Source organism: Steroidobacter sp. (assembly GCF_036406195.1).
GTDB lineage: Bacteria > Pseudomonadota > Gammaproteobacteria > Steroidobacterales > Steroidobacteraceae > Steroidobacter.
This window is the reverse complement of record NZ_DASWVW010000027.1, coordinates 302,028-315,533: the sequence shown is the minus strand read 5'-3', so window position 1 is coordinate 315,533 and position 13,506 is coordinate 302,028. Positions and strand designations below refer to the sequence as shown.

The 13,506-nt window shown below is 62.9% G+C and carries 9 protein-coding genes; 2 read left to right on the top strand and 7 right to left on the bottom strand.

What is annotated here, in order from left to right; translation table 11 throughout:
- Position 1 precedes the first annotated feature (1 nt).
- The 6 genes from VGE08_RS12940 to VGE08_RS12915 all read right to left on the bottom strand — a co-directional run bounded on the left by VGE08_RS12940 (position 2) and on the right by VGE08_RS12915 (position 8,922).
- Entirely contained in the window at positions 2 to 2,233 is a 2,232-nt protein-coding gene (locus VGE08_RS12940; RefSeq protein ID WP_331068310.1) for a TonB-dependent receptor, read from the bottom strand.
- Between the two features lie 215 nt (positions 2,234 to 2,448).
- A complete protein-coding gene (locus VGE08_RS12935) occupies positions 2,449 to 3,771 on the bottom strand; it encodes an MFS transporter (RefSeq protein WP_331068309.1) in 1,323 nt (440 codons plus the stop codon).
- A complete protein-coding gene (locus VGE08_RS12930; protein WP_331068308.1) occupies positions 3,771 to 4,958 on the bottom strand; it encodes an alpha/beta fold hydrolase in 1,188 nt (395 codons plus the stop codon). The genes VGE08_RS12935 and VGE08_RS12930 overlap by 1 nt, the downstream gene beginning before the upstream one ends.
- Positions 4,955 to 6,802, bottom strand: a complete 1,848-nt coding sequence (locus VGE08_RS12925; protein WP_331068307.1) for a feruloyl-CoA synthase — start codon at positions 6,800 to 6,802, stop codon at positions 4,955 to 4,957. Before VGE08_RS12925 ends, VGE08_RS12930 begins: the two co-directional genes overlap by 4 nt.
- 133 nt (positions 6,803 to 6,935) lie before the next feature.
- A complete protein-coding gene (locus VGE08_RS12920; protein WP_331068306.1) occupies positions 6,936 to 7,853 on the bottom strand; it encodes a methylenetetrahydrofolate reductase in 918 nt (305 codons plus the stop codon).
- A gap of 277 nt (positions 7,854 to 8,130) precedes the next feature.
- On the bottom strand, positions 8,131 to 8,922 hold the full coding sequence (locus VGE08_RS12915) for an alpha/beta hydrolase (protein ID WP_331068305.1): 792 nt from the start codon (positions 8,920 to 8,922) through the stop codon (positions 8,131 to 8,133).
- A gap of 424 nt (positions 8,923 to 9,346) precedes the next feature.
- Here VGE08_RS12915 and VGE08_RS12910 point away from each other — a divergent pair, with 424 nt between their 5' ends.
- Positions 9,347 to 11,380: a TonB-dependent receptor plug domain-containing protein gene (locus tag VGE08_RS12910; protein WP_331068304.1), complete on the top strand. Its 2,034-nt coding sequence runs from the start codon at positions 9,347 to 9,349 to the stop codon at positions 11,378 to 11,380.
- On the opposite strand, the gene VGE08_RS12905 is transcribed toward VGE08_RS12910, so the two are convergent.
- On the bottom strand, positions 11,349 to 11,915 hold the full coding sequence (locus VGE08_RS12905) for a methylated-DNA--[protein]-cysteine S-methyltransferase (RefSeq protein WP_331068303.1): 567 nt from the start codon (positions 11,913 to 11,915) through the stop codon (positions 11,349 to 11,351). The two genes, VGE08_RS12910 and VGE08_RS12905, sit on opposite strands and share 32 nt — an antisense overlap.
- Positions 11,916 to 12,033: 118 nt before the next feature.
- Here VGE08_RS12905 and VGE08_RS12900 point away from each other — a divergent pair, with 118 nt between their 5' ends.
- Complete coding sequence (locus VGE08_RS12900; RefSeq protein WP_331068302.1) at positions 12,034 to 13,494, top strand: DNA-3-methyladenine glycosylase 2 family protein; 1,461 nt, start codon at positions 12,034 to 12,036, stop codon at positions 13,492 to 13,494.
- The last annotated feature ends 12 nt before the right edge of the window (positions 13,495 to 13,506 follow it).

Genomic DNA, 13,506 nt, shown 5'->3' with positions numbered 1-13,506 from the left:
CCTAGAACTTGTAACCGACCGTCGCACCGTAGGTGCGTGGCGGCAGATACGAGCCGGTGATCGTCCGGGCGGTGGATGTGACATATACGCCGGCCACGACGAATTCATCCGTCAGGTTCTTGCCCCAGAAATTCATCGTGAGCTTGCCGCCGGGGGCGGTGTACAGCAGGTTGGCGTCGTACAAAGTGAAGCCATCCTGGCCGGTGATGTCGTCGTTGAACTCGGTGTAGAACTGCTTGTCACGGCTGGCGATCGAGCCCGTGAACGCCAGGGAAGCGCCGCTGCTCAATGGCCACTCATAAGTGCCCGACAGCTCGGCGGTCCAATCCGGTGTATTGCGAGGCCGATTGCCGGACAGATCCTCCGGCGGCAGGCTCGATCCGCCCGGCCCGAACAGCGCCGGGTTGATCGGGTTCTGCGACAGGAACTTGTCGAAACGAATGTGATAGTACGTGCCGTTGAACGACAGCCGGAAACGCTCGGTGGCGAGCCAGCTGGTTTCCAGCTCCACACCGCGGCCGTCCGTGGTCGCGGCGTTCTCCAAGCGAGCTGCATAGAACGGCGGCGCAGTGATGGCATACGTGCGGTCGTACTGCGCATCCTCGACTTTGTAAGTGAACGCCGCGACGTTCAGCAGCAATGTGTCCTGGAGCAGCCGGCTCTTGATGCCGGCCTCGACGTTCTCGATGGTTTCGGGGTTGACCAGGCGGGGAGCGCGCTCGCCGAGATTGGCCGTGCCGCTCTTGAAGCCTTCCGAGTACGTCGCATACAGCATGATGTCGTCGTTCGGACGCAGCTCGATACCAAACTCGGGCGAGAAATCCGAGTAATCGCGCGACGCGCGGCGCACCGGATCGAACACAGCTGCCGGGTCCACCGGGCTGGCCACGCCGAATTGATTCTCCACTTTCCGCGTCTCGGCGCTGTAGCGCGCACCTGCCTTCACCGAGAACAGATCATTGAAGGCGTACGTGAAGTTGGTGAACACCGCCCAGGCATCCACATCCAACGTCGCCGGCACGACGACGCGCGAGCGCTGCGGCTGACCCACGGGATCGCGGCCGAGCAGCACCAGGCTGTCGATCTTTTCGTTCAGGTAGAACGCAGCGGCGATGCCGCGCAATTTCTCGCCTTCGTAGATGAACTGCAGCTCCTCGGAGAACTGCTCATCGCCGATGGCTTGCATCTGGTTGGTCGAGGTCGGTGCCGGCGGGAAATCGCCATTGACTGTGTCCGAAACGTCGAAGTCCTGCACCAGCTGGTCGTCGAACTCGCGATAGTTGGTTATCGACTTGAACGCCACGGCGTCCGAGAGCTGCCAGCTCAGCGTGGCCGTGCCCGACCATGTTTCGCTTTCGAAGGACGGACGGAAATCGCCGCCGGCGTTGCGAGAATCGGGCTGCACGTCCGGCAGGCCGATGGCGCGCAGGTTCGGCACCGGCGGCACTGGAAACATCGGCGCGATGAAGTGCACGGACTTGCTGTGATCGTCTTCCTTGGCGTACTCGCCGGTCAACAGCAAGTCGACATCGTCGCTGAACTTGAATTGCAGGTGGCCGCGCGTGGCGATCACGTTCAGGTCGTCGATGTCCTTGCCGGTGCCGGTGTGCTTGCCGTAGCCGTCATGATGCTGGTAGTGGACCGCGACGCGACCGAGCACGGAATCGGTCAAAGGCCCGCTGAGCGCCGAATCGACACCGTAGCTCAGGTCGCTGCCGCCGACCGTCAGGTTGGTGTAGCCGCTGAAGGTTTCGGTCGGCTTGGCGGTAATCAGGTTGATGGAACCGCCCGTGGCGTTGCGCCCGTACAGCGTTCCCTGCGGGCCACGCAGCGCCTCGACACGCTCCAGATCGAACAACGACGCGAACTGTGCCGATGCCTGCGCCACCACCGCACCATCGACATGCAGCGCCACCGAAGGATCGATACCCGCGAAGGAGCTGTTCATACCCACGCCGCGAATGAACAACTTGGCGAAGGCGAAGTCATTGCCGAAGGTCACGCCCGGCACGTATGACTGCAGATCCTCGATGTTCTTGATGTTGCGCCGGAGCAGATCGTCAGCGCTGACGGCCGTCACGGCCACGCTCACGTCTTGCAAGGATTGCTCGCGCTTCTGCGCGGTGACGATGACTTCCTCCAGCTCGGCCGTCCATGCCGTGCACGGCGCCGCCAGCGTGAAGGCCACGGCCGCACCGGCCGACCAAGTCGGATAACGCTTGAATGACACCACCACAGCCCCCTGCGTGTCAGATATGTTCTTTTCGACGATTCTTGATCCGTCAGCTCGTCTTCGACCTGCAAAGTATGGAACCTGCCGCGGCCCGCGAACCAATGCCGTTCGTGCCGCAAGCGATACGAATTGCTGATAGCAGCGGTTGGCGGTTAGCGGTTAGTGGTTAGTGAAGACGAAGAGCCGAGGCTCCGCTTCCGGCCAACCGCCAACCGCTAACCGCCAACCGCTTTCGGGGCCGCCAGCATCGATCCTTGCAACAACCAGATCGCCAGCGCCGCCAGCGCCGCACCCAGCGCCATGATGCCCGCCACGCTCGCCCGGCTCGTGCCCGCCGCCATCAGCCATCCGCCCAGCACCGGCCCCAGCATCCCGCCGAAACGTCCCAGTCCGATCGCGAGCCCCGTGCCCGTGGCTCGTAGATTCGTAGGAAACACGCGCACGAAAGTCGCGTAGAAGCCCACCGCGGATGAATACAGGAAGAATCCGAGCACGAAGGCGACGGCTTTGAGAGCAAACAAATCCGGCTGCGTGCGCCCGAACACGGTCAGTGCCAGTGCCGTCGCGATCATCGCGCCGCTGGCCAGCGGCTTGAGCCCGATGTGTCGGGCCATATACCCGAGCAATGCTCCGCCGATGATGCCGCCCAGGTTGGTCCATACCGACACTTCGGCACCAACGCTCGCTGTGAAGCCCAGCGCAGCGACGATCGACGGGATCCAGCCCAGCACGTAGTAACAAGTCAGCATATATAGGAAGTACGCGCCGCAGATCAGCGCGGTGCGCGCGGCCAGAGCGCGGTCGAAAGCGGCCCAGACGCTCTTACGCTCCTGTCGCGCACGAAACGGCAACTCGTATATCGGCGCCCGGCGCATACGGCCAAGAATGGTATTGATCTGCTCCAACGCGTCCGCAGAGCGCTTGAAGACCAGGAACTCGATGGACTCCGGCAACCGCCACCACACCAGCGCCAGGATGGCAATCGACACCACGCCGCCGAAGATGAACACCGACCGCCAGTCGAAGTGGCCGAGCAACCACGCCGCCGCCATCCCGCCCAACATGCCGCCGAGCGGATAGCCGATCGTCATGAGGCTGACGCAGAAGTCCCGGCGCGTATCGTTGGAATATTCCGAGACCATCGCGTTGATCGAGGCGAGCATGCCGCCGATACCGAGCCCGGTGATCACGCGCCAGATCGCCAGCGCCGTCACGTTGCCGGCCGTCGCCGAGAACAACATGCCCAGGGTCATCAGGAGCAAGCAGAGCAGAATGATGGGACGACGGCCACGCGTGTCCGCCAGCGGCGCGATCAACAAAGAGCCGATCGACATTCCCACCAGGCCGGTGGAGATCACGATGCCCAGCCCGCCAGGGCCGATCCCCCACTCGCGCATGATGCCCGGGCCGGCAAAAGTGATCGCCAGAATGTCGAAACCGTCCAGTGCGTTGAGCGCCACGCAGATGGCGACTGCCACGATCTGGAACGAGCTCATGGTCTCGCGCCGCAGTTGCACGCTGGGATCGAGCTGGCTCATCAGACGCCGGCATCCACGTGCAGGACGAACCGGGCCTGTCGATGCGCGATTCGCCACAAGCCATCCGAACACAGTCTCAATGTATCTTCGAACTCTCCGACCACTTGCCGCGGCTGCGCTCGACGCCCGAACGGCCCGGCGGAATCATCCGTCGTCGCGGTCCACAGCAGCACGTTGCTGATGGCATGCGCCTCATCGGGTCCGCGCAAGTCGACGACGCTGCCGGCAACCAAATGACGTGTCATGTGGGTCGCGGGGCGTGAACGATATGATTCGATCAGCGCCTCGACACCCCGCAGCGGCTCCTTGCCGGGACGCACCACCACCGCATCAGGGGTGAACAATGACGCCAGGCCGTCGAGATCGTTGGCGTCGAGCTTGAGCGCCGTGCGCTGAACCACATCGCGGCACGCCGATTCTGCGATGTGACGTTCCAGCAAGGCGATGGGCCGCCGGCCAGGCGCCGTGTGCTCGGTGCCACGCAGCCATTCAGCCAAGGCCGCCGTCACGGCCTGCGGTTGTTCCAGGGTACTCATGTGACCGCATTCCTCGATGATGCGCAGCCGGGCTCCGCGAATGAGCGCAGCCATCTGCAGATGTTGTGACAACGTGCTCCAGTTGTCCTGGCGACCGCACAGCACGAGCACCGGGCAATCAATAGCAAGCAGTTGCGAGCTCGCATCACGACGGCCGAGCAATGCACGCAGCTGGGCAGCAAAGATCTCCTGTGTCTTGCGTTCGATCATGCTGACGATGGATTCGAACACCGGCGCGTCGCGGTGACTGGGATGGACCATGCCGCTCGCCCACTCCCGACCCATCGCTCGCATGCCGTGCTTGAGCGCGAGATCCAGCAGCGCCATTCGCGAAGCTCGCTCTTCTTCGCCTCGCGCTCCGGCCTGCAACGGCAACCAGCCGGTATCCAGCAAGGCCAGTCGTTCGATCCGCTGCGGAGCCAGCCGGACCATTTCCAGCGCAACCCGGCCGCCCATCGAATGACCGGCCAGTGCGAACCGCTCGGCGGGCGCATTGCGAAGCACTGCTGCCGCCATGTCTGTCAGTGAATCGAGCGAGCCATGATCGGCCAGCCACACTCGCGCCAGAGAAGACAGCTCTCGCCGCTGCTCCGACCAAACAAAGTCATCACAAAGCAACCCGGGGACCAAGACCAGCGTGGGGGTGCTCATGACAGCACCACGACGCGTGCCGAACGCTCGGATGAGTACAGCAGCTCGACAGCAGCCTGGCGCGCCTGAATGACTGCTCGCTGGTTGATGGTGCCCTTATCCGTGACCTCACCTGCCGCGATGGAGGGAGGCTCGTCCAGTATCAAAGCACGAGCAACCCGCTGCGACCCGCCACTGGCTCGCGCAGCCAGCTGAGCGAGCAGTTCCCGCAGCCACGCGAGCACGCGGGCATCGCCAGCGATATCGCGATACATGGCACTGCCGTTCAGATGCGGGCACAAGCGACTGGCCGCGCCGCTCAGAAACACCAACATGCCCAGTTCATCGCGATCGCTTCCGACAAAGACAACGTCATGCAGGTATGGCGAACCCGCGGCGAGCACGGCCGCGCGCATCGCGCCGACATTCACCCACGTGCCGCTCGAAAGCTTGAAATCTTCCGCGATACGGCCATTGAAGCGCAGCCCTTGCTCGGGTCGCGCAGGATCGATGAACGTCGCGGCGTCACCGCTGCGAAAGAAACCTTCTTCATCGAATGCTTCTCGACTCAGCTCCGGCTGGCGCCAGTAACCCGGCGTGATGCTCGGCCCTCGGTAGCGGACCTCGAGCTTGTCAGCGACGGGTGCCAGTTTGACTTCCACGCCCGGGGCCGGCAGACCAATGACACCTGCCTGCCAATCGGGAAGATGCGCGGAGATCGCAAACGGCGCCGTTTCCGTCATGCCCAGGCCCATCGTCATCGGCGTCTTGCGGCCAGTCACCTCCAGAGACATCTCATCGATGGCGTCCTGCACCGGGCGCGCCAGGGCGGCACCGGCCGGAAATATCAAGCGCAGCCGGCTGAAGAAACGTTTGCGCAGCTCGGCGTCGAGGCGCATTTCCTCGACGAGCATCTCCAGGCCCTTGGGCACGGTGTAGTAAACCGTCGGCGCGATCTCGCGCAGGTTGGCAACCGTTTGCGCCATGCCGGTCGCGGTCGGTTTGCCGGCATCGATATAAAGCGTGCCGCCGTTCGCGAGGACCGTTCCCATATTGGCGTTGCCGCCAGCGGTGTGATGCCAAGGCAGCCAGTCGACCAGCACCGGTGGCTCCGCTTCGAGGAAGGGATAACACTGGCTGTACATCCGCTGGTTGCACGAGAGCATGCGATGCGTGTTCATCACAGCCTTGGGCATACGCGTCGAGCCGGACGTGAACATGAACTTCGCGACCGTGTCCGGCGTGACGTGCCGATGCGCCCGTTGTACCGCGGCGCCGGCCTCGCCGATCAGGCTTTGATACTCTGTATGTAAACGCGAAGAGAATTGGCCCTGCAACGCGACCACTTCGGTTGTCGGTGGGACCGCTTGCGAGACGGCCCTATCGAAGACCGCCGCGTCCTCGGCGTAAACCAAGCCTGGCGTCAGCAGTGTGACCGCATGCTTCACGCGGGCGGTTTCGGGATCGAGCAGTGAATATGCCGGAGAGATCGGCGCGACCGGCACGCCAACATGCATCGCCGCGAATGTGAGCAGCGCGTGCTCGATGCTGTTGCCGGACAGGATCATGAGCGGGCGCTCGGCGCTCAGCTCGCGACTCAGCAACGCCCCTGCGATCCTTCGGATCTGCTGATAGCCGGCGAGATAGGTGAGCTTTCGCCACCCGCCGCGTGCCTCCCGCTGTGCGAGCCAGATCGTGCTGGGGCGTTCGTTCGCCCACCGCATGAGGTACTCGGTGAAGCGCTGCGGATGGTCGCGTAGTGGATCGAGCGATCGCAGAATCCAGCAGCCATCGATGCGCCGCTCGGCGGTTCCGGCATAGGGCCCCAACGTCAGCGCTTCGAGCCCCTCGCTGCCCCCAGTCATAGCCCCGTTGATGGTCAAGGGATTCGCCCGTGAGTCTTCTCGTTGCTCTCCGGGCTGGAATTATCGGGACGCGGGCGCCGGGCCGGCCAATGCCGATCGGCGCCGGAGCGATAACCTTTGCTGATAGGGCGAGCTAGACCTTGAAGCCGCCTTGCTCGTCGAGCCTGAACTGCCCTTGGCTCACACGATGCAGCCATTCAACAGTGCGCAGGAAACCGCCGAAGCAGAACAGATGCACGCCGTCGAACAGGCCGGGCTCGGCCACGCGCCTCGTTGCCAGGTCGCGCAACAACGGTTCGGGCCCATGATCGCCAATCAATTTCACCAGCGATGTAGGCCGCGCGCCGAGCGCGCGAATGGACGGGCCCACGCCACAACGCATGGCAAATCTGAAGAGCGTCGCGATGCTCGCGGGACCAGCCAGCCCAGCCACCAGCCGAGCTTGAACGCCTGCCGCGCGCAGTCCTCCCGTCCATTCAATGAATGGCTGCGCTTCGAAGAAGAATTGGGTCAGCAGCGTCGCTTCCAGTCCGGCATCGCGCGCGAGCTGCGCCTTCTCGATTTCGGCACGGCGAATTTCGGCTATCGCCACCTTCGGGTGCCCTTCCGGATGGCCCGCCAATGACACTCGACGCAGGCCATGAGCATTGAGCTTGCCGGTGCGAAGAACATCCGCGACTACGGCATATGGTCCGTTGGATTGCGGGTAATCGCCGGAGATCAGCAAAACTTCCCGGATACTCGCCGAGCTGACCGCGTTAGCCAGGAAGTCATCCAGCGTGCGCTCATCTTCCAACAGCCGCACAGGAAGGTGCGGCACGGGATCGAAGCCGACTGCCCGCACCTCGCGGCACGCATCGATCGTTTGCTGCCATGTTTGTTTCGGCAGGTGGCTGACATAAATCTTCTTGCCTGCCGGCAACAGCGCGCGGCTCGCCTCGAGCTCGCGCACATCCTGCACGTTCATCTCGATCGAGCATTCCCGCGCCAGCTGCGCGATCGCCGTGGGATCGATGTGCAAAGCCCGCTGCTCCACGTGTCGATGCGTCATGGTGTGCCTTACGCCGACGAAAAACCATTCTTGAATGGTTCATGGTCGCGGCCCGCACCGAATCGAGCAACGGGATGGTTTGTATTATCTGTATTCGAGAAATGAATACAGCGGGCCATTAACCCCAATGGCACTTGGTTAGCGCCCTCCAGTGGTTGGTGGTTGGCGGTTAGCGGTTGGGGCAGAACGGAGCCCACATTTCTGGCTAACCGCCATCCGCTATCCGCTATCCGCTGCGAACAAAGACGGTTAACCAAGCACCATTGCCAGCAACCCGTCAGCGGCGCGCGTGCAACTGGAGAAATGCAGCAGTTCCGTGCAGCACGTCCCGCTTTCGTTCGCGATGGGGAACGTGGCCGCAGCTCTCCAGGATCATCAGTTGCGATGGTCCGCTCACGCCGCCGGCGATGCGCCTGGGAAATTCTACCGACCCATATTCATCCAGGTCGCCATGAATGGCCAGCACCGGGCAGGTCACCTGGCTCAGATGAGGTTCGAGGCTCCAGCTCCGGAACGGTGGCGACAACCAGGTTTCGGTCCAGGCCGCCAGCACCCATTGCGTCTTGTCGCCATGCCACCGGGCGAGCTTGTTGAACTGTTCTGGATCGCTGAACTGCTCCTTGGCGGTACGGATACCGGACAGAGTCCGCTCTTCGACGCAAGCCTGAGCCGACTCGGTGATGACGGCATCGCAATCGTCACGGTGCGCAGCCGCGATCGCCACTGCCATTGCTCCGCCAACGCTGTGGCCGAACAATACGAACCGGTCAATGCCGAGCGCACTTCTGATCGCGGGAAAATAGATGTCGGCCTCTTCGGAGATGAAGGATACTGACGGGAGCCCTTCGCGAGGCGTAGACTTTCCGAAGCCGAGCCGGTCGTAAGCAATGACTTCCCTGCTTGTGACTTGCGCCAGCTCCGCCGGGAAGTCACGCCACATATCAACACAGCCGAGCGAGTCGTGCAGCAGAACGATAGGCGATTGGCTGCACGCGTCCGGGCGCCAGCGACGCACGAATATCTTGCCACCCGGAACATCTACGTAGGAATCGAGAACCTCAGAGCTCATCAGTCGTCATCTGGCCGCGTCACGTTGCGTGCACTTTAGCCAATGTTGCGACTTCACTCCATCTGCGCCTGGCGTACTGCGTGTCATCGGGCCGTGCGCAGACATCTTCCACCGACCGGCCGTGCGTCGCTTGATCGTTGCAAGGGAGGAGCGATTCGCCGCCGCGATCACACAATCCTGCCTCCGCCACCCCTCTAGAATCGTGCGCGACAGCCGCGGCCCAAGCAGGCCGCGATAACCACAAAACTTCAGTGTTGGGGGATGGCACCGCAGGCCGGTGCTCGCCTTCCGCACGCCCGGTGGAACAGATCACATGCTGGATCGCCAACTCCTGGTCACTTCTCGCCGATGGTGCTGCAGCTACGGACTCGCGGCTTGCATACCCTTCGCCGCAGCGCTCGCCACCGAACCCATTCGCACCGACTTGCCCGCACGAACCGACGAGGCGCAATCGGTCGTCGAGGATCAGCCTCGCGGTGGCGCAGGCCCGCTCGTGGCTCAGCCTGCACGCACCGCCAGCGGAACCATCCGCTACGAAGCCGGCTTCTTCACCGAGTTCCAGCCCACTACGGCGTTGGATATGGTGAAACGACTGCCGGGCTTCGCTTTCGAGCCGGGCGATACCACGGTGCGAGGCTTTGCCGGCGCGTTGGGCAACGTGCTCATCGACGGCCAGCGCCCGGCTTCCAAGGCCGTGCTTCTGGAAGATGTGCTGCGGCGGATTCCCGTCTCCGGGGTCGCGGCGATCGAAGTGATTCGCGGCGGCGCGCCCGGCATCAACATGCAAGGTCAATCCGTCGTCGCCAACGTCATGCGACGCGCCGGCAACATGAGCACGCACGCAGCGGAGCTGACAGGCCTGTTTGCCACCGAACACGAGCCCGGCGTCGGCGTGCGCCTGGAATCGGTGAGCAACAGCGGCCGGCTCTCGCTCAACGGCACACTCAACTTCCGCGACGAGCAGCAATACGGCAACTCGGGCAGCGGCGAGCTGATCCGCCGCAACGCCGATCGAGATCTGATCCTGGCCAGCGACTTCGCAACCGACTGGCGCCAGCGACAACTCCAGGCGAACGGTGCCGCCGAGTATCAAGGTGATTCGGGCTTGCTGCGCATCAACCTTGGCGGCACCAGCCAGAATAACGAGCAATACGACATTCTCACCGCGCGCTCCAATGCGCCGCAGACCATCGATGCTCGTGTCGCCACGGACATTCAACTGGATCAAGCGGAAGCCGGCGTGGATTACGAGCACTCTTTCGACGACGCGCTGACCGGCCGCGTGTTTCTGCTGCAAACATTGGAAAAGAAAGTCATTACCGCAGACTCGGCCGAAGCGCTCACACTGCAGAGATCGGAAGACGAAGCTGTTCGCGGCGAATCCATCCTGCGCAGCTCTGCGACCTATCACGCATCCGCGGCGGTTGCGATCGAAGGCGGACTTGAAGGCGCCTATAACTTCCTCGACGTCGATGCGCGTCTGAGCCGCAACGGCACCCCGGTGGAGTTGCCGGCCGACAACGTAAAGATCGAAGAAAAGCGCGGGGAAGCATTCGTTGACGTGCGCTGGAAGATCTCGCCGCAGTTGGCGAGCGACATCGGCATGCGTTACGAAATCTCCACAATCAGTCAGTACGGAGATAGCGATGCACGCCGCACGCTGCGCTATCCCAAACCTCGCGTGACACTCAGATGGGACCTGGAGGACGATGTACAGCTGCGTGGCCGCATTGAGCGGACCGTGAGCCAGCTCGAGTTCCGTGATTTCGCATCACAAGCATCACTCGATGCCGGCACCATCAACGGCGGCAATGCCGAATTGCGTCCGGAAAACGCATGGGAATTCGAGGGCGCGCTGGAAAAACGTTTCTGGGGCAACGGCGCGATCGTGCTGAGCTACACCCACTCGCTGGTCCGCGACGTGGTCGATCTGGTGCCGGTGAACGGCTTCGACGCGCCGGGCAATCTGGGTGACGGCACTCGCGAAAGAATCGCTCTTGGACTGTCGCTGCCGCTGGAGCGCATCGGCTTGGCCGATACCCTGCTACGCTTCAACGGCGACTGGAACTGGTCGGAAGTCGACGACCCCGTGACTCACGAACCCCGCCGCATCAGCAAGCATGCCCCCGTGGGCGGCGACGTGCTCATCACCCGAGAATTCCCTGGCTTGAGCTCGACCCTGTCGCTCGAAAATTCATATAGCAAGCGCGAGACGTACTATCGCATCGGCGAGGTGCGCACCGACCACTGGGACCATTTCCTGCGGCTGTACTGGGATTGGACCCCCAAGCCGGACACCGTCATCCGCGTCATGTTCAACAACTTCACCGGCCGCCCGAAAAGCCGCTGGCGCACCGTCTACGACAGCTCTCGCGCCAGCCGCTCGATCCTCTACCACGAGGACCGCCACATCGACGCCCTCCGCTTCATCCAAGTGCAGGTGCGCAGGACGTTCTGAGATGGCGCAGGCTGTCGGATGCGGTGGCTACCCGCCGCTCCATCGACAGCAATTTCGCCTTGACCTCGAGACCACCGGCGAACCCCGTCAGCTGACCGTTCGAACCCACCACACGATGGCAGGGCGCGATGATCGAGAGCGGATTCCTGCCGTTCGCGGCGCCTACTGCGCGGACGGCGGCGGGACAACCGATCTGGGTGGCAAGTTGGACGTAGGAGCGAGTCTCGCCGAAAGGAATCGTGAGCAAGGCGCACCACACCCGCTTCTGAAACTCCGTGCCCTGGAAATTCAGCGGCACGTCGAACTGGCGACGCGCGCCGGCGAAATATTCCTGTAGCTGCCGCTCGGTAGCCATCAAGACAGGATCATCGGGATGCTCGATCACTTCGCCCAGCGGCACGCGCCCAGGGTTGTCATTTTCCCACAGGATGGCCGCCAGTCCGCGGTCGCTGGCAACGAGCTCGAGCTGGCCGACAGGCGAGTCGATGCACTTGCCGAGGTAATATTGCCTGCGCGGGTGGAGTAGCTTTCTCATGCGCGTATCCTAGCCGGAACACCCGCTGATACTCGCCATTTCCGGACAGGAACCTGCCGTCAGTCTGATGTCCGAAAACGGCTATTCCGGCGCTCGCGACCCATCTATAGTCCGCCTCATGACGCGCGATCACAAGACTTTGTACCGAGCGCTGGTGGCGCGCGATCGCCGCTTCGACGGGGTGTTCTTCGTCGGCGTGACATCCACCGGTATCTATTGCCGGCCCATCTGCACGGTGCGGGCCCCGAAGCAGGCGAACTGTTTGTTCTTCGACAGCGCACAGCAGGCCGAACACGCGCGCTTTCGTCCTTGCCTGCGCTGCCGGCCCGAGCTCGCGCCGGGCAATGCACCCGTCGATGATTCGCAGCGGATCGCGCAGCTCATCATCGAACGGCTCGAAGACGGCTCGATCGGCAATGACGCGGGGCTCGAAGCGATTGCGAGTCAATTCGAGCTGAGCTCACGGCAGATCCGCCGCATCGTGCACAAGGAGCTGGGCGTCGCACCCGTGCAGTTGCTGCTTACCCGTCGCTTGCTGCTGGCGAAGCGATTGCTCACTGAAACCACGCTGCCCGTGACGGAAATCGCGTTTGCCAGCGGGTTCTCCAGCCTGCGTCGCTTCAACGACGCGTTCAACTCACGTTATGGCATGGCGCCCACGCGCCTGCGCAAGAAGGCGACTCCCGCAGGCGAAACGGCGCGCGGCGACACAGCGACGTTGCAGCTGGTTTATCGACCACCTTACGACTGGCACGGCGTGCTCGAATTTCTCGCCTATCGCGCGCTCAAGGGGGTCGAGTGGGTGACGGACAACGCCTATGCACGCACCGTGCATCTAGGGGCAGCGAAAGGTTGGATTCGAGTGACGCAATCGAAACAACCGAACACGCTCTCGCTCGAGCTCAGTCACAGCCTCACGGGCGTGCTGCCGACCCTGCTGACTCGCGTTCGCAGCTTGTTTGATTTGAATGCGCGCATCGACCTCATCTCGCGCCATCTGAGCAAGGACAAAAGACTCGCGCCGCTCGTGAAGCGTGTCGCAGGCATTCGCGTGCCCGGCGCCTTCAACGGTTTCGAGCTGGGCTTGCGTGCCATTCTTGGCCAACAAGTCACGGTCAAGGCGGCGACCACCCTCGGGTGCCGGTTCGTCGAGGCTTTCGGCGAGCCCAGCGAAACGCCTTTTGCAGAGTTGAACCGCTTGACACCCTCGCCTGCTCGCGTGGCGAACGCCACCATCGACGACATCGCCAAGCACGGCATCGTGAGTATGCGATGTCGAAGCATCATTGCTCTGGCGCAGGCGCAACTCACTGGAGAACTGGCGCTCGACGGCGGTGTCATTTACAAGCCGGAGGTAGCAATTCAGCGGCTGGCCGAGTTGCCAGGCATCGGACCGTGGACCGCGCACTATGTAGCGATGCGCGCCTTCAGCTGGCCCGACGCCTTCCCGAAAGAAGACATTGCCATTCGCAACGCTCTCGGCGGTGTGTCCGCCAGGCAAGCCGAAGAAATGTCACAGAGCTGGCGCCCATGGCGCAGCTACGCAGTCATGCATCTGTGGAGAAGCCTGGCGCAGTAACGCGCCAGGCAA

What these genes read in the sequence shown, in the direction of transcription:
- VGE08_RS12900 (WP_331068302.1), top strand. Translation starts at nt 12,034, where the DNA reads ATGACGCGCGATCACAAGACTTTGTACCGAGCGCTGGTGGCGCGCGAT.
- VGE08_RS12915 (WP_331068305.1), bottom strand. Translation starts at nt 8,922, where the DNA reads ATGAGCTCTGAGGTTCTCGATTCCTACGTAGATGTTCCGGGTGGCAAG.
- VGE08_RS12905 (WP_331068303.1), bottom strand. Translation starts at nt 11,915, where the DNA reads ATGAGAAAGCTACTCCACCCGCGCAGGCAATATTACCTCGGCAAGTGC.
- VGE08_RS12920 (WP_331068306.1), bottom strand. Translation starts at nt 7,853, where the DNA reads ATGACGCATCGACACGTGGAGCAGCGGGCTTTGCACATCGATCCCACG.
- VGE08_RS12930 (WP_331068308.1), bottom strand. Translation starts at nt 4,958, where the DNA reads ATGAGCACCCCCACGCTGGTCTTGGTCCCCGGGTTGCTTTGTGATGAC.
- VGE08_RS12925 (WP_331068307.1), bottom strand. Translation starts at nt 6,802, where the DNA reads ATGACTGGGGGCAGCGAGGGGCTCGAAGCGCTGACGTTGGGGCCCTAT.
- VGE08_RS12935 (WP_331068309.1), bottom strand. Translation starts at nt 3,771, where the DNA reads ATGAGCCAGCTCGATCCCAGCGTGCAACTGCGGCGCGAGACCATGAGC.